Origin of the sequence: Janthinobacterium lyxosi (genome assembly GCF_051380665.1) — a bacterium.
In the GTDB taxonomy this organism is placed as follows: domain Bacteria; phylum Pseudomonadota; class Gammaproteobacteria; order Burkholderiales; family Burkholderiaceae_D; genus Janthinobacterium.
This window is the reverse complement of the sequence record NZ_JBNYXM010000003.1, coordinates 99,757-122,174: the sequence shown is the minus strand read 5'-3', so window position 1 is coordinate 122,174 and position 22,418 is coordinate 99,757. Positions and strand designations below refer to the sequence as shown.

Annotated in this window: 19 protein-coding genes; 18 read left to right on the top strand and 1 reads right to left on the bottom strand. The window is 62.1% G+C overall.

The window, feature by feature from the left end; genetic code table 11:
- Positions 1-188 precede the first annotated feature (188 nt).
- Together ACQ4WP_RS03900 and ACQ4WP_RS03895 are read left to right on the top strand one after the other, a co-directional pair.
- Positions 189-1,046, top strand: coding sequence for a protein phosphatase CheZ (locus tag ACQ4WP_RS03900; protein ID WP_436518765.1), 858 nt, complete (start codon positions 189-191; stop codon positions 1,044-1,046).
- Positions 1,046-2,911: a chemotaxis protein CheA gene (locus tag ACQ4WP_RS03895; protein WP_436518764.1), complete on the top strand. Its 1,866-nt coding sequence runs from the start codon at positions 1,046-1,048 to the stop codon at positions 2,909-2,911. The genes ACQ4WP_RS03900 and ACQ4WP_RS03895 overlap by 1 nt, the downstream gene beginning before the upstream one ends.
- A gap of 189 nt (positions 2,912-3,100) precedes the next feature.
- On the opposite strand, the gene ACQ4WP_RS03890 is transcribed toward ACQ4WP_RS03895, so the two are convergent.
- A complete protein-coding gene (locus tag ACQ4WP_RS03890) occupies positions 3,101-4,231 on the bottom strand; it encodes a S41 family peptidase (RefSeq protein ID WP_436518763.1) in 1,131 nt (376 codons plus the stop codon).
- A 338-nt stretch (positions 4,232-4,569) separates the two neighbouring features.
- Between ACQ4WP_RS03890 and leuC the strand changes: the two genes are divergently transcribed.
- The 16 genes from leuC (at position 4,570) to ACQ4WP_RS03810 (ending at position 22,413) form a co-directional block, all read left to right on the top strand.
- On the top strand, positions 4,570-5,973 hold the full coding sequence (gene leuC, locus ACQ4WP_RS03885; protein ID WP_436518762.1) for a 3-isopropylmalate dehydratase large subunit: 1,404 nt from the start codon (positions 4,570-4,572) through the stop codon (positions 5,971-5,973).
- 68 nt (positions 5,974-6,041) lie between these two features.
- Complete coding sequence (locus ACQ4WP_RS03880; RefSeq protein WP_436518761.1) at positions 6,042-6,164, top strand: entericidin A/B family lipoprotein; 123 nt, start codon at positions 6,042-6,044, stop codon at positions 6,162-6,164.
- A gap of 51 nt (positions 6,165-6,215) precedes the next feature.
- Entirely contained in the window at positions 6,216-6,863 is a 648-nt protein-coding gene (leuD, locus tag ACQ4WP_RS03875) for a 3-isopropylmalate dehydratase small subunit (RefSeq protein ID WP_436518760.1), read from the top strand.
- An 11-nt stretch (positions 6,864-6,874) separates the two neighbouring features.
- Positions 6,875-7,945 (top strand): 3-isopropylmalate dehydrogenase, encoded by a 1,071-nt coding sequence (leuB, locus tag ACQ4WP_RS03870; RefSeq protein ID WP_436478548.1) that lies wholly within the window; start codon positions 6,875-6,877, stop codon positions 7,943-7,945.
- Between the two features lie 45 nt (positions 7,946-7,990).
- Positions 7,991-9,118: an aspartate-semialdehyde dehydrogenase gene (gene asd, locus ACQ4WP_RS03865; protein ID WP_071653756.1), complete on the top strand. Its 1,128-nt coding sequence runs from the start codon at positions 7,991-7,993 to the stop codon at positions 9,116-9,118.
- Between the two features lie 250 nt (positions 9,119-9,368).
- Positions 9,369-11,831 carry a motility hub landmark protein FimV gene (locus ACQ4WP_RS03860; protein ID WP_436518759.1) on the top strand — a complete coding sequence of 821 codons (2,463 nt, stop codon included), beginning with the start codon at positions 9,369-9,371 and terminating at the stop codon, positions 11,829-11,831.
- A gap of 46 nt (positions 11,832-11,877) precedes the next feature.
- The gene (gene truA / locus ACQ4WP_RS03855; protein WP_436518758.1) at positions 11,878-12,708 is read left to right on the top strand and encodes a tRNA pseudouridine(38-40) synthase TruA; all 831 of its coding nucleotides are present in this window, start codon (positions 11,878-11,880) and stop codon (positions 12,706-12,708) included.
- Entirely contained in the window at positions 12,650-13,426 is a 777-nt protein-coding gene (locus ACQ4WP_RS03850; protein WP_436518902.1) for a phosphoribosylanthranilate isomerase, read from the top strand. Before truA ends, ACQ4WP_RS03850 begins: the two co-directional genes overlap by 59 nt.
- A gap of 4 nt (positions 13,427-13,430) precedes the next feature.
- On the top strand, positions 13,431-14,681 hold the full coding sequence (gene trpB / locus ACQ4WP_RS03845) for a tryptophan synthase subunit beta (protein ID WP_436518901.1): 1,251 nt from the start codon (positions 13,431-13,433) through the stop codon (positions 14,679-14,681).
- 95 nt (positions 14,682-14,776) lie between these two features.
- Positions 14,777-15,574 (top strand): tryptophan synthase subunit alpha, encoded by a 798-nt coding sequence (gene trpA / locus ACQ4WP_RS03840; protein WP_436518757.1) that lies wholly within the window; start codon positions 14,777-14,779, stop codon positions 15,572-15,574.
- 195 nt (positions 15,575-15,769) lie between these two features.
- Positions 15,770-16,642, top strand: a complete 873-nt coding sequence (accD, locus tag ACQ4WP_RS03835) for an acetyl-CoA carboxylase, carboxyltransferase subunit beta (protein WP_436518756.1) — start codon at positions 15,770-15,772, stop codon at positions 16,640-16,642.
- A gap of 114 nt (positions 16,643-16,756) precedes the next feature.
- The gene (gene folC, locus ACQ4WP_RS03830) at positions 16,757-18,055 is read left to right on the top strand and encodes a bifunctional tetrahydrofolate synthase/dihydrofolate synthase (RefSeq protein WP_436518755.1); all 1,299 of its coding nucleotides are present in this window, start codon (positions 16,757-16,759) and stop codon (positions 18,053-18,055) included.
- Between the two features lie 24 nt (positions 18,056-18,079).
- The gene (locus tag ACQ4WP_RS03825; protein ID WP_436518754.1) at positions 18,080-19,060 is read left to right on the top strand and encodes an SPOR domain-containing protein; all 981 of its coding nucleotides are present in this window, start codon (positions 18,080-18,082) and stop codon (positions 19,058-19,060) included.
- Positions 19,061-19,080: 20 nt separating this feature from the next.
- Positions 19,081-19,569 (top strand): CvpA family protein, encoded by a 489-nt coding sequence (locus ACQ4WP_RS03820; RefSeq protein ID WP_436518753.1) that lies wholly within the window; start codon positions 19,081-19,083, stop codon positions 19,567-19,569.
- A 38-nt stretch (positions 19,570-19,607) separates the two neighbouring features.
- Entirely contained in the window at positions 19,608-21,131 is a 1,524-nt protein-coding gene (gene purF / locus ACQ4WP_RS03815) for an amidophosphoribosyltransferase (RefSeq protein WP_436518752.1), read from the top strand.
- Positions 21,132-21,171: 40 nt separating this feature from the next.
- A complete protein-coding gene (locus ACQ4WP_RS03810) occupies positions 21,172-22,413 on the top strand; it encodes a cystathionine gamma-synthase family protein (protein WP_436518751.1) in 1,242 nt (413 codons plus the stop codon).
- Positions 22,414-22,418: the final 5 nt, after the last annotated feature.

Genomic DNA, 22,418 nt, shown 5'->3' with positions numbered 1-22,418 from the left:
AAAGCTCTGATGGACCAGCTTTACACCAGGAAGCGCGTTTTGAGATTTACCAACAGGGCGGCGCCCTGCTACACTCGCACCATCGCAGCGGTATTGCCTCAAATCATCTTAATCGAGAAATTGTGGGTATCAGTCTGTAAAACGCACAGTTCAGGCGGAATTTTGACAAATTATGGAGAAGCAGGGATATGACCAACGCCGCTGATGATTTTGATGCATTATTCGATGAAGTATCTGCGCAAAGTGCGGCCGCTCCCAAGCCCGCGCCTGCCGCAGCGCCCGCAGCCGTGATCGCGGACGACGATTTTGACGCGCTGTTCGATTCGGTGTCGGCCAGCGCCGCCGTGCCGTCAGCCGCAGCGGAAGCGCCAGTCGCCGCCGTGCCGGAAGCGCCACCGGCGGCTGCCGCAGGCGTGCCTGGCGAAGCAGCCGATCCTGTCGACCCGTCCGACAAGCCGATGTTCGAACGCCTGGGCGGCATCGTGCGCCTGCTGCACGATTCGCTGCGCGAACTGGGCTACGACAAGGCGTTGACGGAAGCGTCGTCGCAGATCGTCGATGCCCAGGACCGCCTGGAATATGTCGCCACCCTGACGGAACAGGCCGCCAACAAGGTCCTGAATACGCTCGACGAAGGCATGCCGGCGCAAGATGTGCTGTCGAAGAAAGCCAAGGACATGGACAGCCGCTGGACGGCGCTGTTCGATGGCAAGCTGAGCCTGGAAGAATTCAAGGCCCTGGCCGGCGATACGCGCCAGTTCGCGCAAGCCGTTGCCGAGGCAACGGAAGCGGAAAAAGCGCGCTTGCTGGAAATCATGATGGCGCAGGATTTCCAGGACATCACGGGCCAGCTGATCAAAAAAGTGGTCAACATCACCAAGACGGTGGAGCACGAGCTTGCCCAGCTGCTACGCGACAACGCGCCGGCCGAAGTGCGCGAAAAACTGGCGCAAAAGCCGGTGCCGCTGATGCAGGGCCCGTCCGTGCCGTCGGTGGCGCTGGACCAGGATAATGTAGACGACCTTCTTGCGGATTTGGGATTCTAATGGACGATATGCTCAAGGATTTCGTCGTTGAGGCGATGGATCTTGCGGTTAATGTTGAAGAGCACTTATTGCGCCTAGAGCGTGATCCTGACAACAAGGAAACACTGAATGCCGTGTTTCGTTCCTTCCACACCATCAAGGGTGGCGCCGGCTTCATGGGCTTGCCCGCGCTGGTGGCGGCCTGCCATCTGACGGAAAATCTGTTCGACGCCTTGCGCACGGGCGCCGCGCCGGTGACCCCGATCGCCATCGAGGCGGCGCTGCAAGCGTCCGGTTTCGTGGCCGACCAGCTGACGGAACTGGCCAACGGTGCCGCGCCGGAAAGCTTGCCGGCCATGCCGGAAGAGCTGGAACACATCCTGACGAACGCCATCGAAGGCAAGGGCATGGACGCACCTGCGCCTGCCGCTGCCGTGGTGGCGCAAGCCGCTGCGCCCGTTGCCGAAGTGGTCGTGGCGGCGCCAGCCGCCGCTATTTCCACCGCCAGTGCCGATGGACTGGATTGGGAAGGCATGTATAACGCTGTCGTGCCGGCGGGTAGCCAGGTCGCTGCCGCACCGGCCTCCGCCGTCGCTGCTGCGCCGGCCGTCGTGGCCGCTGCGGCTGCCAAGCCGGCAGCCAAGGCCTGGGATGGCGCGGAACGCCGCGAAGATCGTCCGGAAGTGCGCCATGCCGCGCCCGTCAAGGAAGACAGTATCCGCGTCGACGCCGTCAAGCTCGACGCACTGCTGGAAGTGGCCGGCGAGTCGGTGCAGGCTGCCAACCAGGCTGCCGTGCTGCTCGAACGCTTGCTGCAATTCAAATTTGAAGGCCAGGCCGCCACCCTGATGGCAACCCTGGCGGAAACCCTGGAACGCGCTTCGCGCTACTCGACCGAACTGCAGCGTGCCACGCTGGCCACGCGCATGCAGCCCGTGGGTCGCCTGTTCCAGAAGTTCCCGCGCCTGGTGCGCGAACTGGCGAAAGACCTGGGCAAGGATGTCGAGCTGACCATCGAAGGCGCGGAGACGGAAGTCGACCGCGTGGTGGTCGACAGCCTGTACGATCCGCTCGTGCACATGCTGCGCAATTCGCTCGACCATGGCGTCGAATCGCCGGAAGCGCGCCTGGCTGCCGGCAAGCCCGCCAAATCGTATATTTCGCTGAAGGCATGGCAGGAAGCGAACAGTGTCATGATCGTGCTGCAGGATGATGGCAAGGGCATGGACCCGGTTTTCCTGCGCAGCAAGGCCCAGCAAAAGGGCTTGATCAGCGAAAACGCGCAATTGAGCAACGACGAATGCTTCCAGCTGGTGTTCCTGCCGGGCTTCTCGACCAAGGAAGTCGCGTCCAGCGTCTCCGGGCGCGGCGTGGGCATGGACGTGGTCAAGACGGCCGTGGAGAAGAACCGTGGCGCCATCCACATCGAATCGACGCTGGGCAAGGGCACCAAGTTTGCCATCCGCCTGCCGATCGAGCTGTCGATCGTGCCGACCATGCTCGTGTCGACGTCGGGCGCCGCGCTGGCCCTGCCGATGGCGGTGGTGCAGCGCGTCGTCGAATTGCCGGAAACCTTCATGGAAGTGGGTGGCGCGCCCGTGCTGAAAGACCAGGGGCGCCCATTGCCCGTGCGGTCGCTGGCCGGCGCCCTGGGCTATGAATCGTGTAGCGAGCGCGTGGGCATTGTTGTCGCAGCGCCACAGCCGTACATTCTCGCCGTGGCAGCCGTCGATGGCACGGCCGACCTGGTGATCAAACCGATGACCGCCATCACCGTGGAAGGCATCACGGGCACGGCCCGTTCGGCCGAAGGCGAACTGGTGCTGGTCGTTGGCCTGTCGTTCCTGATGGATGGGTGTAGAGGTAGCGTGCGTTTAGCTGCCTGATTGCACCTGACAAAACCTACTGCGCGTCGGTATAGACGGCCTGCGATGCTCACCGTACTAGAGTACGGTTGCGCTTCTTAGCCACCTCTCCCTTCCGCTCGCTACGGTTTTCTCAGGCGCCGTAAGTATCGCTGTATTCATGAGAAAGCCCGCTATGTTTAGCGGGCTTTTTTTCTGGTGCTAGCGGCGTCAAATGTGATCCGGGCGTAGACTGCCGCCTTCCAGCCAGCGCTGCACGCGCACGATTTCTTGCGCGCGCTCCGCCTCATCCTTCGGCGGCGGCAGGTAGATGTCGGGCATGATGCCGGCCAGGTCCACCTGCAACTGCGGCAAACGGGCCGAGCGCGAGGTGGCGTATTGCAGTTGGCGCACGCCGGAAGGCAGGGCGTGCAGGCGCAGGTTGGAATAGTCGAGCGCGCCTTCGCTGTTGCGGCCGATCAATTTGACGTGAAAACTTTGCCGCGCCACCAGCAGGAACTCCTCGCAGGAGCTGGCGCAATCGCGGTCCACCAGCACGGCCACGCGCGCGGGCCGGCGCGGCTCCGGCGTGCTCATGCGGGTGTAGCTGATGAGTTCGCCACTTTCCTGCGGCACGTATTCGCCCGGCTTGACCGTGCGCATCTGTGCCACGGCCTGGGCCGCAAAGTCGGCGCAGGCCTGGTCGCCGGGCGAGAGCAGCGCGCAGACTTTTTCCTGGCCCTCGATATTGGCGGGCGTGGACAGCCATTCGGCGCCCAGGCTGACTATCTCGTCCGAGCTGATCCATTGCAGCAGCGGCGCATACGTGCTGTCGCTGCCGCCGGCGTTGCGACGCACGTCGAGGATCCAGTTGGGACGCGCCGCCAGTGCCGCGCGGTGCGTGTCGAGCAGGGTGGCCACGGCGGCGCGGTAGCGGTCCTGGAAGCTGGGCAGGGTCAGGAGCACAGTCGAGTCTGACAAGATCTGCAGCGCCGGCTCCTTCGACGGGGCGGCCTGGCCCGCTATGCTCGGCTTGGCCGGCGCAGGCTTGGCGATGTCTTGCGTGCTGCCCGGCTTCACGTACAAATGGCCTTTGCGCCACATGCCCAGATAGTTTCCCAGGATCGCGTTGCAAGCCTTGTCGTCGGCCGCGCGGGCCGCCGCGGTGGTGGCCGAGGTTAGCGCCAGGTCGAAATAAGCCTGGCCCTTTTGCGCCAGGTGGGCGCGTGCGCCCGTATCGTTTGCCAGCAGGAAGGGCGCAATGGCGCGCAAGTCTTGCACGCAGGTTTCTCCTGGCGCGGCGGCGACCGCATGCGTGTTGGCCAGGGTGAGGGCGGCCAGCGCCCAGGTGTGCAGTTTCATTCAGGTCCCCATCAGTTGTGGTCGCGTGCGGGTGCGTGCGCCGGTCATTATTGTCGAAATACAATACACGAAAGATTGAGAAAAAAATATCAATTTCTGATCGCGCCGTGACTCGTTCGGCAACCCGCCGATGGATGGGGCCGGCATGAGGCCAATGTGCCGATATCGGCAATTTACAGCTCATATATAACAATGCGACCAAACTTTGTATCGCCAATCCCGCGCTTTTACCTGTTTCGGTTCTGTGTTGCGCAATATATGGCATAATCCTTGTGGATCACCGTATGACTTGGTATCACTTGATCACTTAAACAGGCTGTGGCAACGCTGCATAAATCATGATGAAGACGCTTTACGATAAACTCTGGGAATCCCACGTTGTTCGGGCCGAAGATGATGGCACGACAATTTTGTACATCGACCGGCACCTGCTGCACGAAGTCACCAGCCCGCAAGCCTTCGATGGGCTCAGCGTGGCAGGCCGCCAGCCGTGGCGCATTTCAGCCAACCTGGCCGTGGCCGACCATAACGTGCCCACTACCAGCCGGGTCGACGGCATTGCCGATCCGGTTTCGCGCCTGCAGGTGGAAACGCTGGACAAGAACGCCAAGCATTACGGCTTGACCTACTTCAACATGAACGACAAGCGCCAGGGTATCGTGCATGTGATCGGCCCCGAACAGGGCGCGACCTTGCCCGGCATGACGGTGGTGTGCGGCGACTCGCACACGTCCACGCACGGCGCGTTCGGCGCGCTGGCGCATGGCATCGGCACGTCGGAAGTGGAACACGTGCTGGCCACGCAAACCTTGCTGCAAAAGAAATCCAAATCCATGCTGGTGCAAGTCGACGGCGCCTTGCCGGCCGGCGTGACGGCGAAAGATATCGTACTGGCCATCATCGGCAAGATCGGCACGGCCGGCGGCACGGGCTACTGTATCGAGTTTGGCGGTTCGGCCATCCGCGCCCTGTCGATGGAAGGACGCATGACGGTGTGCAACATGGCCATCGAGGCGGGCGCGCGCGCCGGCATCATCGGCGTGGATGACACCACCATTAATTACGTCAAGGGCCGTCCGTTTTCGCCGTCCGGTCCGCACTGGGAACGCGCCGTGGCCTATTGGCGCACCCTGCATTCGGAGCCGGGCGCCCGCTTCGACCTCGTCGTCACCCTCAACGCCGCTGACATCGTGCCGCAAGTGACCTGGGGCACCTCGCCCGAGATGGTGATCGGCATCGATGGCCGCGTGCCTGATCCTGACCAGGAAAAAGACAGCGTCAAGCGCGATGCGATGGAAAAGGCGCTGGTCTACATGGCCCTGAAACCGAATACCGCCATCGAAGACATCCGCATCGACAAGGTCTTCATCGGTTCCTGCACCAATTCGCGCATCGAAGACTTGCGGGCGGCGGCTGCCGTGGTGCGCGGCAAGTACCGCGCTTCGAACGTCACCCTGGCGCTGGTGGTGCCCGGTTCCGGTCTCGTCAAGGACCAGGCCGAGCGCGAGGGACTGGACCGCATCTTCAAGGATGCCGGCTTTGAATGGCGCGAGCCGGGCTGCTCCATGTGCCTGGCCATGAATGCCGACCGTCTGGAGCCGGGCGAACGCTGCGCCTCGACCTCGAACCGCAACTTCGAAGGCCGGCAAGGGCAGGGCGGGCGTACTCACCTGGTGTCGCCCGCGATGGCGGCGGCGGCGGGCATAGCCGGCCACTTTGTCGACGTGCGGGGCTTGCGATGAGGGCAGGGACTGGCGCCGCTGGCGTACACTAGCGCTCCCGGTCCCTTACTTACTATCAAGAAATCATCATGAAAAAACTCTTCGCCCTCCTCATCGCCACCGCCATCCTGTCTGGCTGCAACACCGTCTCCGGCATTGGCCGCGATGTGCAGAAAGTCGGCCAGGTCGTCACTGGCGCCGGCGGAAAATAAACCGTGACGTGCCGGCGCCCTGCGCCGCCCGTCCTACCGAGTAGAAACAGCATGGATAAATTTACGCTTTACGAAGGCCTGGTGGCCCCGCTGGACCGCGCCAACGTCGATACCGACGCGATTATCCCGAAGCAATTCCTGAAATCGATCCACCGCAGCGGTTTCGGCCCCAACCTGTTCGACGAATGGCGCTACCTCGACCATGGCGAACCGGGCCAGGACAATAGCCGCCGCCCGCTGAACCCGGATTTCGTGCTCAACGAGTCGCGCTACCAGGGCGCTTCCATCTTGCTCACGCGCAAGAACTTCGGCTGCGGCTCCTCGCGCGAACACGCGCCGTGGGCGCTGGACCAATATGGCTTCCGCGCCATCATCGCGCCGTCGTTTGCCGACATCTTCTTCAATAACTGCTACAAGAACGGCTTGCTGCCCATCGTGCTGCCGGAAAGCCAGGTCGAGCACCTGTTCAATGAAGTCAAGGCTTTCCCCGGTTACAAACTGGTGGTGGACCTGGAACAGCAATGCGTGCGCACCAGTAATGGTAGCGTCTCGTACCCGTTCGAGATCGACGCCTTCCGCAAGTATTGCCTGATGAATGGCCTCGACGATATCGGCCTGACCCTGCGCCATGCGGACGATATCCGCGCCTTCGAAGAGCGTCACCTGAATAGTCAGCCTTGGCTCGCCAACGTCATTTAATCGATAAAAATATGAAAATTGCAATTTTACCCGGCGACGGCATCGGTCCTGAAATCGTCGCGCAAGCCGTCAAGGTCTTGAATGTGTTGGGCGAATCGTTTGAGCTGGAAACAGCGCCCGTGGGCGGCGCCGGCTATGCAGCCCATGGACACCCCTTGCCGGAAGGCACCCTGGCCCTGGCAAAAGCGGCCGATGCCGTGCTGTTCGGCGCCGTCGGCGACTATCAATACGACAAGCTGGAGCGCCAGTTCCGTCCCGAGCAGGCTATTTTGGGCTTGCGCAAGAACCTGGGCTTGTTCGCCAACCTGCGTCCGGCCATTTTGTACCCGGAACTGGCGGGCGCTTCGACCCTGAAGCCGGAAGTGGTATCGGGCCTGGATATCCTGATCATCCGCGAATTGACGGGCGACATCTATTTCGGCCAGCCGCGTGGCGTGCGCGAGTGCCCGGACGGTCCGTTCAAGGGCCAGCGCGAAGGTTTTGACACCATGCGCTATGCGGAAGGCGAAATCCGCCGCATCGCCCACGTGGCCTTCCAGGCCGCGCAAAAGCGCGACAAGCGTTTGACCAGCGTGGACAAGGCGAACGTGCTGGAAACGTTCCAGTTCTGGAAAGACATTGTCACCGACGTGCACAAGGAATACCCGGATGTTGCGCTCGATCATATGTATGTCGATAACGCGGCCATGCAACTGGTGCGGGCGCCGAAGAAATTCGATGTCATGGTGACGGGTAATATGTTCGGCGACATCTTGTCGGACGCGGCCGCCATGCTGACGGGCTCGATCGGCATGCTGCCGTCCGCTTCGCTCGATGCCAACAACAAGGGCTTGTACGAACCGTCGCACGGCTCGGCGCCCGATATCGCGGGCAAGGGCATCGCCAATCCGCTGGCGACGATTTTGTCGGCCGCCATGATGTTGCGCTATTCGCTGAACCGCGAAGAGCAGGCAAATCGCATCGAGGCTGCCGTCAAGCAAGTGCTGGCGCAGGGTCTGCGCACGGCCGACATCCACGAAGCGGGCACGACTTTGGTCGGTACCGAGGCGATGGGCGATGCAGTTGTAAAAGCACTGGGATAAAATAGTCTAATGACGGCAGTCGCCGTCTCATCTTGAGGAATGGTAATGAAATTAGTTGGCTTGGTAGGTTGGCGCGGTATGGTCGGTTCGGTCCTGATGCAGCGCATGCAGGAAGAGGGCGATTTCGCCCATATCGAACCGGTGTTTTTCACGACCTCGAACACGGGCGGCGCGGCGCCGGCCATGGCGAAGAATGAAACCATCCTCAAGGATGCCAACAACATCGCCGAACTGTCCAAGTGCGACATCATCATTTCCTGCCAGGGCGGCGACTACACCAGCGCCGTCTTCCCGCAGCTGCGTGCAGCGGGCTGGAATGGCTACTGGATCGATGCGGCCTCGACCTTGCGCATGGAAAAAGACGCCGTCATCGTGCTCGACCCCGTCAACCTGCACGTCATCAAGGATGCGCTGGGCAAGGGCGTGAAGAACTACATCGGCGGCAATTGCACCGTCTCGTGCATGATGATGGGCCTGGGCGGCCTGTTCCAGCACGACTTGATCGACTGGATGACGTCGATGACGTACCAGGCGGCATCGGGCGGCGGCGCGCAGCACATGCGCGAGCTGCTGACGCAGTTTGGCACCATCAACGGTTCCGTCAAGGCGTTGCTGGACAACCCCGCTTCCGCCATCCTGGAAATCGACCGCCAGGTGCTGGCCACCCAGCACGGCTATTCCCCGGATGAAATCAAGCAATTCGGCGCGCCGCTGGCCGGCAACCTGATCCCGTGGATCGACAAGGACCTGGGCAACGGCCAGTCGAAGGAAGAGTGGAAGGCGGGCGCGGAAACGAACAAGATCCTGGGCCGCGGCATCGACTTTGGCACCAAGGAAATCCCTGTTGACGGCCTGTGCGTGCGCATCGGCGCCATGCGCTGCCATTCGCAAGCGCTGACCATCAAGCTCAAAAAAGACGTGCCGCTCGATGAAATCAACGACATCATCGCCAGCAATAATCAATGGGTGAAATTCGTGCCGAACACGCGCGAAGCGTCCGTGCGCGACCTGTCGCCGGCCGCCGTCACGGGTAGCCTGACGATACCCGTCGGCCGCGTGCGCAAGATGAGCATGGGCGGCGAATACCTGTCCGCCTTTACCGTGGGTGATCAATTGCTGTGGGGCGCCGCCGAGCCGCTGCGCCGCATGCTGCGCATCCTGCTGGACGCATAACGGCAATAAATTGCTGATCAAGATCAAGCCGGGGCTGTTTTCCCGGCTTTTTTTTCGCCCTGAGCCCGTCAAGGCTCAACCATGCGGAGCTTGCATAGCTCTGGGCATGATGATATGTTGATACCTCTGGAAAAGTAACAGTTTTCCCATGTCAACTAAGATGCCGCCAACTATGCCTGTACACACTCGTCCCCGGGTCGCCTCCCTTGCCATTAAAACACTCAGCAGCGCTGTCGCCTGTGCGGTGTTATTGTCACCGGCGGTATCCGCAGCCGAGCTGGGCAAGATCACGGTGCTGTCCGCCGCCGGCCAGCCATTGCGCGCCGAAATCGAATTGACGGCGGTCAAGCCAGACGAAGCGTCGTCGCTGCTGGCCAAGCTGGCCCCACCCGATGCCTACCGCCAGGCCGTGGTGGATTTGAATCCCGCCTTGAACGCGCTGACCTTCTCCATCGAGACGCGCAATGGCAAGCCCTTCGTGCGCGTCAGTTCGGCCCAGCCGCTGACCGAGCCGCTGGTCGATTTGCTGCTGGAGTTGAGCGGCAAGCATGGCCGGCAAGTGCGCGAATATGCGTTCGTGCTCGACACGCCCGAAGCGCGCCAGACGCGCGGCGCGCAAGTGATGGCGCCAGTGGAACCTGGCAAGGGCCAGCCGGCTGCGGCGACTGCGCCGCCGGCGCCGAAAAAGGCGGCAGGTGAATACAAGGTCAAGCCGGGCGACACCCTGAGCCGCATCGCTAGCGAACTGAAACCATCGGGCGTCTCGCTCGACATGATGCTCGTCGCCCTGTACCGCGCCAATCCCGATGCCTTCAGGGGCGAAAACATGAATCGCATGCAGGCCGGGCGTATCCTGGCCGTGCCGGGCGCGGACGCCGTGCGCGCCACCGACGCGGCCGAAGCGAAGGGCGTCGTGACGGCGCATGCCATCGATTTCGAAGCTTACCGTAACAAGCTGGCGGGGCAGGTATCGCAAAGCAAGCCGGCCAGGGCGGCGCAGGCGACGCAAAGCACGACTGGCAAGATCGGCGCGACCAAGGTGCAGGAAAAGCCGACGGCCGTGAGCGAGTCGCAAGACAAGCTGAAACTGTCGAAGGCGGAGCCGGCGGCCAAGTCGGCCGGCAAGAGCGCCGTTGCCAGCGAGGAAGACAAGATTGCCAAGGCGAAACAGGTCGATGAAGCGGCCGCCCGTGTCAAAGAGCTGGAAAAGAACGTCAGCGACCTGGAAAAGTTGATGGCGGTCAAGAGCAAGGCCATGGCCGACAAGAGCGCTCCCGCCCCCGCCAAGCCGGCCGAGGCCGCTGCCAGCGCCATCGCCAGTGCGCCGGCCGAGCCGCAGCCGCCCGTACCGAAGGCCAAGCCGGTGCCGCTGGTGAAAAAACCATCGCCGCTGGAACCGACCATCACCGACAAGATCAATGACCACCTGGGCGCCATCGGCATCGGCCTGGCCGCGCTGCTGGCCGCCGTGGCGGCGCTGGTAATCGCGCGCCGCCGCAAGGAAACGCCGCCACCCGCCGCCGATATCGCCCCAGTGTTCGAGCCGGAAGCGCCCGTGGCGCCGCCGGCCGGGCTGGCGCCGGAAGACCAGCAGTCCGAAGCGAGCAACCACTTGTTCGGCACGGGTGCCGCCGCTGCTGCCGCTGCCGGCGTGGCTGCCGCGGCGGGTGCCAGCATGCTTGAAGGCAATGAAACAGACGCTGTCGCCGAAGCGGACGTGTATATCGCCTACGGCCGCGATGGCCAGGCGGAAGATATCCTCAAGGAAGCCTTGCGCATCCACCCGGAGCGCCATGCGCCCCGCTTGAAGTTGCTGGAAATCTATTCGGCCCGCAGCGATGTGCGCGCGTTTGAAGACCAGGCCAGCGAGCTCTACAGCCTGACGCGGGGCCAGGGCGAAGAGTGGCCGCAGGCGGCCGCGCTGGGCCTGGCGCTCGACCCCACCAACCCCCTGTATGGCGATACGGAAGACGATGCCGTCGTCAGCCTCAGCAAGGGGGCCGGCGACAACTTGCGCGGCCAGAGCATGGACTTGCCCGACGATCTGTCTGCACCGGCGCCATCGGCCGACTTGGCGCCGGCTGAGCCGGTTTCCTCCGTGACGGCCCGTGATGCGCGTGCCCCCCTCGATTTTGACCTCGACAGCCTCGACTTCGAACCCGTCTCCACCAGCGACCCGATCATCATGCCGGGACCGGACAGCAAGCCGCAGCCTGCCGCGCACGACGCGCACTATGACGCCAGCATGGATTTCGGTCTCGACCTGGAACCGCCAGCGGGCCCCGTGAATGGCGTGGGCGCCGGTTTGACGCCGCTGCCTTACCCATTGAAGGATGTCGATCTGGCCCATTTCGACCTCGACGAGCCCGTGGCGCCAGCTGCCGCGCCGGTGGCGGCGGCCGAGCCTTCCATCGACAGCCTGTTTGATGATGCGCAAACGCCAGCGACCTTGCCGGAAGCCATACCGCCTGCACAGGAATTCGACCTGTCCGGCATCGACCTGGACCTCAACGATGGCAAGACGGCCAGCGTGGGCGTGGACGACCCGCTGTCGGCCATCCACATGGAAATGGATACCAAGCTGGACCTGGCGATCGCTTACCAGGAAATCGGCGACAAGGAAGGCGCGCGCGAGCTGATCGATGAGGTCATCAAGGGTGGCAGCGCCGAACAGGTTGCGAAAGCCAATACCATGCGTGCGCTGCTGAGTTAGCAATGCCCGCCGGCGCGGCAGGCTGCCGCGCCGGTATAATGCTTCGATGCAAAATATTACGACAGCAACGCCATTCAAGCGTATCGTCCTCGGCCTGCAGTACGACGGCACGGCCTGGCATGGATACCAGAAGCAGGAAGATGGGCAGACGGTGCAGGACCAGCTGGAAAACGCGCTGGAGCAGTTTGCCCGCGTGCGTCTGGCCACCACCTGCGCCGGCCGCACGGATACGGGCGTGCATGCGCTCGAGCAAGTCGTGCATTTCGATACGGAATTGAACCGCGACGTGCACTCCTGGGTGCGCGGCGTCAATGCCTTCCTGCCGAAATCCATCGCCGTGCGCTGGGCCAAGGAGCTGGCCGGCGACCCCACCGTCAACGATTTCTTCCACGCCCGCTTCAGCGCCCGCGCGCGTACCTATCATTACGTGTTGTACAACAACGCCACCCGCTCGCCGCTGGTGGAAGGGCGCGCCGGCTTCTTTTTCCGTCCGCTGGACGTGGAACTGATGCGCCAGGCCGTGCAGCCGCTGCTGGGCTGGCACGATTTCACGGCCTTCCGCGCCGCGCAATGCCAGGCCAAGTCGCCCGTCAAGCTCATGCATGACATCCAGATCGAGCGGCGCGGCGATTGCGTCATCTTCACCATTACGGCGAATGCCTTCCTGCACCACATGGTGCGTAACCTGGTCGGTTCGCTCGTGTATATCGGCACGGGACGCGAAAAGCCGGACTGGTTGGGGCACTTGCTGGAAAGCAAGAATCGCCATGCGGCGGCGCCCACCTTCATGCCGGACGGCCTGTACCTGGCGCAGATCGATTACGACCCGAAATGGGAGTTGCCGCAAGACAGCAGCAGCGCCTTGCCCTGGTTTTGACGTTTCGCATCAAGCAATAACCTCAAGGAATAACATGCCACGCACACGCATCAAGATCTGCGGCCTGACCCGCATTGAAGACATTCAGGCGGTCGTGGCGGCGGGCGCCGACGCCATCGGCTTCGTGTTTTATCCGAAAAGCCCCCGCTACGTGACGCCCGAGCAGGCGGCCAGCCTGATCGCTGCCATGCCGCCCTACGTGACGACGGTGGGCCTGTTCGTCAACGCCACGGTGGACGAGGTACGGGCCACGAAGGCCTTGGCGCCCTTGTCGCTGCTGCAATTTCATGGCGACGAGACGCCCGAACACAGTGCCGCGCTGGCTGGCGCCGTGCATACGCCGTTTACGCAAGTGTTCCGCGTCAAACCTGACACCTCCTTTGAAGATTTGCTAGAATACGAACAGCGCTATCGCGCCGCCAGTCCCCTGTTTGCCAGCCTCTTGCTGGATACCTATGTGGATGCGTATGGCGGTGCAGGAAAGGTATTCGATTGGTCCCTCATTCCAGAAGAACTCGCGCCTCGGGTCGTTTTAAGTGGTGGCTTGAGCGTACAAAACGCGACTGACGCAGTGGTGCGCGTGCGCCCTTACGCCGTCGACATCAGCAGTGGTGTCGAAGCGTCCAAGGGCATCAAGGACGCATCCCGAGTCCGCGCGTTTATCGCCGCGGTGCAGGATGCCGATGCCATCATTGCCAGAGGAAACCACCATGAATGACCATATGAATGACCACAGCGCCGCGCCCGACGCAGCAGCCGCATTGTTCCACGCCACCGATTACCCTTTTCCTGACCTGCGCGGCCACTTCGGCCCGTATGGCGGCGCGTTTGTTGCCGAAACGCTCACGCACGCGCTGGCCGAGCTGAAAGACGCCTATGCGCGCTACAGCGTTGACCCGGAATTCCTGGAAGAATTCCGCTATGAACTGAAACATTTCGTCGGCCGTCCGTCGCCCATTTACCACGCCAAGCGGTGGTCCCAGATGGCCGGCGGCGCGCAAATCTATTTCAAGCGCGAAGACCTGAACCACACGGGCGCGCACAAGATCAACAACGTGATCGGCCAGGCTTTGCTGGCCAAGCGCATGGGCAAGCCGCGCATCATCGCCGAAACGGGCGCCGGCCAGCATGGTGTGGCCACGGCCACCATCTGTGCCCGCTTCGGCCTCGAATGCGTGGTGTATATGGGCAGCGAAGACGTCAAGCGCCAGGCGCAGAATGTGTACCGCATGAAATTGCTGGGCGCAACCGTCGTGCCCGTCGAATCGGGTTCCAAGACCCTCAAGGATGCGTTGAACGAAGCCATGCGCGACTGGGTCACCAACATCGAAAACACCTTTTATATCATCGGTACCGTGGCCGGCCCTCATCCGTATCCGATGATGGTGCGCGACTTCCAGTCCGTGATCGGCGAGGAATGCCTGGTGCAGATGCCGGAAATGACGGGCCGCCAGCCTGATTATGTGGTGGCCTGCATCGGCGGCGGCTCGAACGCCATGGGCATCTTTTACCCGTATATCGACCAGAAAGATGTGAAATTGATCGGCGTGGAAGCGGCCGGCGAAGGGCTGGATACGGGCAAGCACTCGGCCTCGCTGACGGCGGGCTTCCCGGGTGTGTTGCACGGCAACCGCACCTATCTGCTGCAGGACGAGAATGGCCAGATCATCGAGACGCATTCCGTTTCTGCCGGCCTCGACTATCCCGGCGTGGGCCCGGAACATGCCTGGCTGAAAGACTCGGGCCGCGCGCAATACGTGTCGATCACGGATGATGAGGCATTGCAGGCTTTCCACGACTGCTGCCATATCGAAGGCATCATCCCGGCCCTGGAATCGTCGCACGCGCTGGCCTACGCGGCCAAACTGGCGGCCACCTTGCCGAAAGACCAGATCGTGCTGGCCAACCTGTCGGGCCGTGGCGACAAGGACATGCATACCGTGGCGGAGCGCATGGGATTGAATTTCAACTAGCAGCGTGTCAATGGGGTCAGACCCGCCGGGTCTGACCCCAGCCTTTGCTTTTGGGTTGAAATTATTCCATCTATCCACCATTAAGAAAGCTCCCCATGTCCCGTATCGCCGCCACCTTTGCCCAATTAAAATCCAACAACAAGACCGGCCTGGTCACCTTCATTACCGCCGGCGATCCCGGTCCTGACGCCACCGTGCCCCTGATGCACGCGCTGGTTGAGGGCGGCGCCGATGTGCTGGAACTGGGCGTGCCGTTTTCCGACCCCATGGCCGAAGGCCCCGTCATCCAGCGCGCCTGCGAACGCGCCTTGAAATTCAATGTCGGCATTCACGATGTGTTTGGCTATGTGCGTCAGTTCCGTGTAACGAACCAGACGACGCCCGTGGTACTGATGGGCTATGCCAATCCCATCGAGCGTATTGGCAGCGCCGCGTTTATTGATGCAGCGCAAGCGGCCGGCGCCGATGGCGCCATCGTCGTCGACTATCCGCCGGAAGAGTGCGAGGAATTTGCCGCTGCCATGCGCGCTGCCGGCCTCGACCTGATCTTCCTGCTGGCGCCCACCTCGACCGAAGAGCGCATCGCGCAAGTGGCCAAGGTTGGCGGCGGCTTCAGCTATTATGTGTCGCTCAAGGGTGTCACGGGTGCAGGCAACATTGATACGGAACAGGTGGCAGAGCGCCTCGCGGCCATCCGCCAGCATGTAAAGTTACCCATCGGCGTGGGCTTCGGCATCCGCGATGGCGCCACGGCCAGGGCCGTGGCCAAGGTGGCCGATGCCGTCGTGATCGGCAGCCGCATCATCCAGGAGATTGAAAATGCCCCGCCAGGGGGCGCCGTGGACGCCGTGCGCAGCTTTACGGCAGGCATCCGCGCCGCACTGGACGCCTGAGCAAGCTTGCCGTTTACGCATTTGCGTTGGCGGCAAAGTTCGACAGCCCGGCGATAAACGGCTACACTTCGGCCACTGAATGCCTGTCATTGTGCAATAGATAAAATTTTTGGTGGCGCCCTGCGGGGCGTCGCCGTTTACCGTCTGCCGGGGGCGTCCACCGACGCTACCCCTACAAGGGCCCAAGGAGAAAATATGAGTTGGTTGGAAAAACTGCTGCCACCGCGCATACAGCGTTCTGATGCTGCCGCGCGCAAGACCATGCCGGAAGGCCTGTGGGTCAAGTGCCCGTCGTGCGAAGCCGTGCTGTACCGTACGGACCTGGAATCGAATTTGCATGTGTGTCCGAAATGCGACCATCACATGCGCATCCGCGCGCGTGAACGCCTCGACAGCTTGCTCGACGCGGGTGGCCGCTACGAAATCGGCCAGGAAATCCTGCCCGTCGACACCCTGAAGTTCAAGGATAGCAAGAAATACCCGGACCGCCTGAAGTCCGCCATGGAAGCGACGGGCGAGACGGATGCGATGGTCGTCTTGGGTGGCGCCATCATGAGCCTGCCAGTGGTCGTGGCGTGCTTCGAATTCGAATTCATGGGTGGCTCCATGGGCTCCGTCGTGGGCGAGCGCTTCGTGCGCGGCGCGCAAATCGCGCTGGAACAGAAAGTGCCGTTCATTTGCATCACCGCCACCGGTGGCGCGCGCATGCAGGAAGGCTTGCTCTCCCTGATGCAGATGGCGAAAACCACGGCCATGCTGACCAAGCTGTCGGAAAAGAAATTGCCATTCATCAGCGTGCTGACCGACCCGACCATGGGTGGCGTATCCGCTTCGTTTGCCTTCATGGGCGACGTCGTCATTGCCGAGCCGAAAGCGCTGATCGGCTTTGCCGGCCCGCGCGTGATTGAAAACACCGTGCGCGAAAAACTGCCGGAAGGCTTCCAGCGCGCCGAGTTCCTCGTCACCAAGGGCGCCGTCGACATGATCGTCGACCGCCGCAAGATGCGCGAAGAAATCGCCCGTCTGCTGGCCTTGTTGCAAAACCAGGCTGTCGAAGTACTGGCTTAATTTGATTTATCCCAAGACCTGAACTGCCGGGGTCGGACCCTAAGGGTGCGACCCCAGGCCTTGGTTTGGGTTACCTGTCTCATTGCTTCGCGCACTCTAATCAAGAAGTCTCCCATGCAAATCCTCCCCACCACCTTGCCGGACTGGCTCGCCATGCTGGAAACCCGCCATTCGGAAACCCAGATCAACATGGGCCTGGACCGCGTGCAAGCCGTCAAGGCGCGCATGCAGCTGGCTTTTACTTGCCCCGTGATCATGGTGGCGGGCACGAATGGCAAGGGTTCCACCTGCGCCATGCTGGAATCGGTGCTGTTGCGTGCCGGCTACAAAGTGGGGCTGTACATCAAGCCGCATTTTCTCGATTTTAACGAGCGCGCGCGCGTGCTGGGCGAGATGGCCAGCGACGAACAGCTCGTCGCCAGCTTCAACGCGGTCGAGACCGTGCGCGGCGACACGCCGCTGACGTATTTCGAATTCACCACCCTGGCGATTTTGCACCTGCTGTCGCAATCGAACCTGGACGTGGCCATCCTGGAAGTGGGGCTGGGTGGTCGTTTGGACGCGGTCAACGTGATCGACGCCGACGTGGCCATCGTCACCAGCATCGATATCGATCATACGGATTACCTGGGCGACACGCGCGAAGCCATCGGCTTTGAAAAGGCGGGCATCTTCCGACCGGGCAAGGCGGCCATCTGCAGCGACCCTGTGCCGCCGCAGTCCTTGATCGACCATGCCGAGGCCATCGGCGCCGACCTGTGGCTGATGGGCCGCGATTTCAATTATTCGGGCGACAAGCAGCAGTGGAACTATGGCGGGCGCGAGCAGCGCCGCAATTCGCTCGCGTATCCAAGCTTGCGCGGCGCCAACCAGATCCTCAATGCGACGGCCGTGCTGGCCGCGCTGGAAGTGCTGAAGCTGACACTGCCCGTGGGCGCGCAGGAAGTGCGCACTGGCCTGGTGACGGTGGAATTGCCTGGCCGCTTCCAGGTCTTGCCTGGCCGCCCCAGCGTGATCCTCGATGTGGCGCACAACCCGCACGCGGCCTCAGCGCTGAACCAGAACCTGGGCAATATGGGCTATCACCCGTACACCTATGCCGTGTTCGGCTCCATGCAGGACAAGGATATCGATGGCGTACTGGCCGCGATGAGCGAACATGTCGATCACTGGTGCCTGACGGGCTTGCCTTCGCCGCGCGCGGCGACGGCTTCCGAGCTGGCCGCCAAGGTGCAGATCATGCTGGAAGATAAGCCCGACAGCAGCGAACATACTGTGTCTATTTTCGATGATCCGGCACAAGCTTTTGCAAATGCAATGAGCCGGGCCGGTGAGAATGATAGAATTGTGGTCTTTGGTTCTTTCCTCACCGTCGCCGGCGTGATGAAGGCCCGAAAATCCTCACTTCACTGAAACGCACTCGACTGAAAATCACGCATGGGCTTGTTCTCGAAACTGTTTAAAAACAAGCAAGAATCCTCTGGCGAAGACAGCGGCTTTTATGTCCCTGGCGAAGCACAGTCGCCGACCCGCAAACGATCCGCCAACACCTCCGGTGGCGGCGGATCGCGCCGTGGCGGCAAGGAAGCGCCGGACCCGGTCTTGCCTGAAAAAAAGCGCGCACGCCGCCGTCTGGTCGGGGCCATCGCCCTGGCCCTGGGCGTGGCTGTCGGCTTGCCGATGCTGCTCGATTCCGAGCCGAAGGCGCCCTTCAACGATATCGCCATCGATATTCCATCGAAGGAAAAGGCTGCGCCCGCACCGGCACCCGTGCCGGCTGCCCCGGCCCAGGCCGCAGCGAATGGCCTGGACCAGTCCGAGGAAATCATCGACACGCCCCTGCCGCCAGCGGCCAGGCCCACGCCGGCACCGGCACCCGTGCTGGCGGCCGTCCAGCCTGCGCCTGCCAAGCCGGCCTATGTGGAACCGAAACCCGAGCCCAAGCCGGAGTCCAAGCCTGTCAAGGTGGAGCCAAAACCCGAGGCTAAGCACGAAACCAAGCCTGAGCCGAAACACGAGCCCAAGCCTGAGCCGAAGCATGAAGTAAAGCCGGAAGCCAAGCCTGAGGCTAAGCCTGCCAAGCCGGCGCAATCTGCCGACGATGCGGCGCGCGCCATGGCGATTCTGGAAGGCAAGCCACTCGACAAGCCGCAAGAAAAAGCACAAGACAAGGCCCACGACGCCGGCAACGGCAAGTTCGTGGTGCAGGTGGCAGCCCTGGCGACGCAGGACAAGGTCGATGAATTGCAGGACAAGCTGCGCGAAGCGGGCATCAAATCCTATACGCAGAAAGTCTCCAGCCCGGCGGGCGAGCGTATCCGCGTGCGCGTGGGGCCGTTCGGCAACCGCGAAGAGGCCGAAAAGACCCGCGCCAAGCTGCAAAAGCTGGGCCTGGGCGGCAGCCTGGTGCCGGCGTGATGTTGCAAGGCTGAGCGCGCGTGACGATCTTCGATTATCTGGTGCTGTTCGTGCTGGTGACGTCCGTGCTGATCAGCATGATGCGCGGCCTGGTCAAGGAAATACTGTCATTGGTCAGCTGGATTGTGGCTTTCGTCATTGCCAACGCGTATGGCGCCACCCTGGCGAAATTCCTGCCGGAAGCCGTGCCGGGCGAAGCCGTCCGCCTGCTGCTGGCCTTCGTGGTGCTGTTCATCGGCGTGCGCATTTTGATGGGATTGCTGTCCATGACGATCGACGCACTGGTCAAGGTGACGGGCCTGAGCCTGGCCGACCGCACCCTGGGCAGCCTGTTCGGCGTGGCGCGGGGCCTTGTGATCGTGCTGACCGCCGTCATCTTGTGTGGCATGACGTCCATACCGCAGCAGCCATTCTGGAAAAATGCCCTGCTCAGCCCGCTCGCGGAGCAGGGCGCGCGTGCCATCAAGCCTTATCTGCCTGCCGCTTACGCGCAGCATGTGAAATTTTGAATTTTTTTAAAATCAGTAGCACAGTTTAGGAGCACACCATGTGTGGCATCGTCGGCGTCGTTTCCCATCAACCTGTCAATCAATTGCTCTATGATGCATTGTTGCTTTTGCAGCATCGCGGTCAGGACGCGGCAGGGATTGCGACCAATCACAGCAGTATGTTTTCCATGCACAAGGCCAATGGCCTCGTGCGTGACGTCTTCCGTACGCGCAACATGCGTTCGCTGCAAGGCACGACGGGCATCGGCCATTGCCGCTACCCGACGGCCGGTTCGTCGAGCGAAGAGGAAGCACAGCCGTTTTATGTGAATGCACCGTTTGGTATCACCCTGGCGCACAATGGCAACCTGACCAACTGGGAACAGTTGAAACAGGAAATGTTCAAGAACGACCGCCGCCACATCAATACCGATTCCGATTCGGAAGTGCTGCTCAACGTGCTGGCGCATGAAATCCAGGAAGCGACGACGGGCCTGAACCTGGACCCGGAAGCCATCTTCAAGGCTATCACCGTGCTGAACCGCCGCGTCAAGGGCGGCTACGCTGCCGTCGCGCAAATCGCCGGCGTGGGCTTGCTGGCCTTCCGCGACCCGCACGGCATCCGTCCGCTATGCCTGGGCATCAATGAAACGGAGCAGGGTCCTGAATACCTGATCGCCTCCGAATCCGTGGCCCTGGAAGGTATGGGTTTCCGCTTCGTGCGCGACATCGGTCCCGGCGAAGCCGTCTTCATCGATGCCGACAAGAAATTGCACAGCGCCCAGTGCGCCGACAATGCTAGCCTGAATCCCTGCGTCTTCGAATTCGTCTACCTGGCCCGTCCCGACTCCGTCATCGACGGTGCCTCGGTGTACGCCACGCGCCTGAAAATGGGCGAATACCTGGCTGAAAAGATCCGTGCCGAATTGCCTGACGTGCATATCGACGTGGTCATGCCAATTCCCGATTCCTCGCGTCCGGCCGCCATCCAGCTGGCACTGGCGCTGAACCTGGAATACCGCGAAGGCTTCATCAAGAACCGCTACATCGGCCGTACCTTCATCATGCCGGGCCAGGCGGCGCGCAAGAAATCCGTGCGCCAGAAGCTCAACGCGATTCCATCCGAATTCAAGGATAAAGTGGTGTTGCTGGTCGACGATTCCATCGTGCGCGGCACCACCAGCCGTGAAATCGTGCAGATGGCGCGTGAAGCGGGTGCGAAGAAAGTCATCTTCGCCTCGGCCGCGCCACCGGTGATCTACCCGAACGTGTATGGCATCGACATGCCGACGCGCGACGAACTGATCGCCTACGGCCGCACGACGGAAGAAGTGTGCCGCGAAATTACGGCCGATTACCTGGTATACCAGGATATCGGCGCGCTCAAGCAGGCGATTGCCGATGTCAATCCGGCACTGACGAACTTCGAGGCCTCGTGCTTCGATGGCGTGTACGTGACGGGCGACGTGTCGCAGGAATACCTGGACCGCCTGGAATATGCGCGCCACCATCCGAAGGCGGCAGCGCCCGAAGATACGCCACGTTCCCAGCTGAACCTGAACCTGGCGACAACGGAAGCATAAGTAACCTGCCCGGCCTGCGCCGGGTTTTTTTTCTGCGATCATGAACGATAAAAAAAACTACGGCTTTACCACCACCATCCTGCATAACGACCGTCGCAAGGGCATCGAACATGGCTCGCTGCACAAGCCTGTGCATACCTCCGTCGCGTTCGGCTACGGCGATGCGCGCCAGCTCGCTTCCGTGTTCCAGGGCAAGGAGCCGGGCTTTCGCTATGGCCGCCAGGGCAATCCGACCGTTTCCGCGCTGGAAGACAAGGTCAACAAGATGGAAGACGGCGTGGCGACCCTGTGCTTCGCCACCGGCATGGGCGCCATCGGCGCCGTAGTGCAATCCTTGCTACGCGCGGGCGACCATGTGGTGTCGTCGGCTTTTCTGTTTGGCAATACCAACAGCCTGTGGCAAACGGTGACGGGGCAGGGCATCGCCGTGTCGTTTGTCGATGCTACCGATGTGGCCAACGTGGCCGCCGCCATCACGCCGGCCACGCGCATCGTGTTCGTGGAAACCATCGCCAATCCGCGCACGCAGATCGCCGACCTGGCGAAGATCGGCGCGCTGTGCAAGGAACGTGGCATCTTGTATATCGTCGACAACACCATGACGACGCCGTACCTGTTCCGCCCGAAAGCGGTGGGCGCGGGCCTGGTAGTCAATGCGTTGACCAAATCCATCGGCGGCCACGGCAATGCGCTGGGTGGCAGCTTGACGGACACGGGCGTGTTCGACTGGAAGCAGTACCCGAACATTTTCGAGAATTACAAGAAGGCGGCGCCCGCGCAGTGGGGTATCGCGCAAATCCGCGCCAAGGCCTTGCGCGACTTTGGCGCCTCGCTGGGACCGGAAGCGGCGCACCATATCGCTGTCGGCGCGGAAACCATGGCCTTGCGCATGGAGCGCACCTGCTCGAACGCCCTGGCGCTGGCCACCATGCTGGCCGCCGACCCGCGCGTGGCTGCCGTGCATTACCCGGGCTTGATGTCGCACCCGCAGCATGCGCTGGCGAGCGACTTGTTCCGCAGCTATGGTTCCCTGTTCAGCTTTGAGCTGACAGACGGCATCGACTGCTTCGATTTCCTCAATCGTCTCAATCTTGCCATTCCAGCGAGCAACCTCGGCGACACGCGCACCCTGGTCATTCCCGTCGCCCACACGATTTTCTACGAGATGGGTGCCGAGCGCCGCGCCAGCATGGGCATTGCCGAATCGCTGATCCGCGTGTCCGTCGGTATCGAGGACGAAGCTGATTTATTGGAAGACTTCCGCCAGGCGCTGGACGCATAACAAGC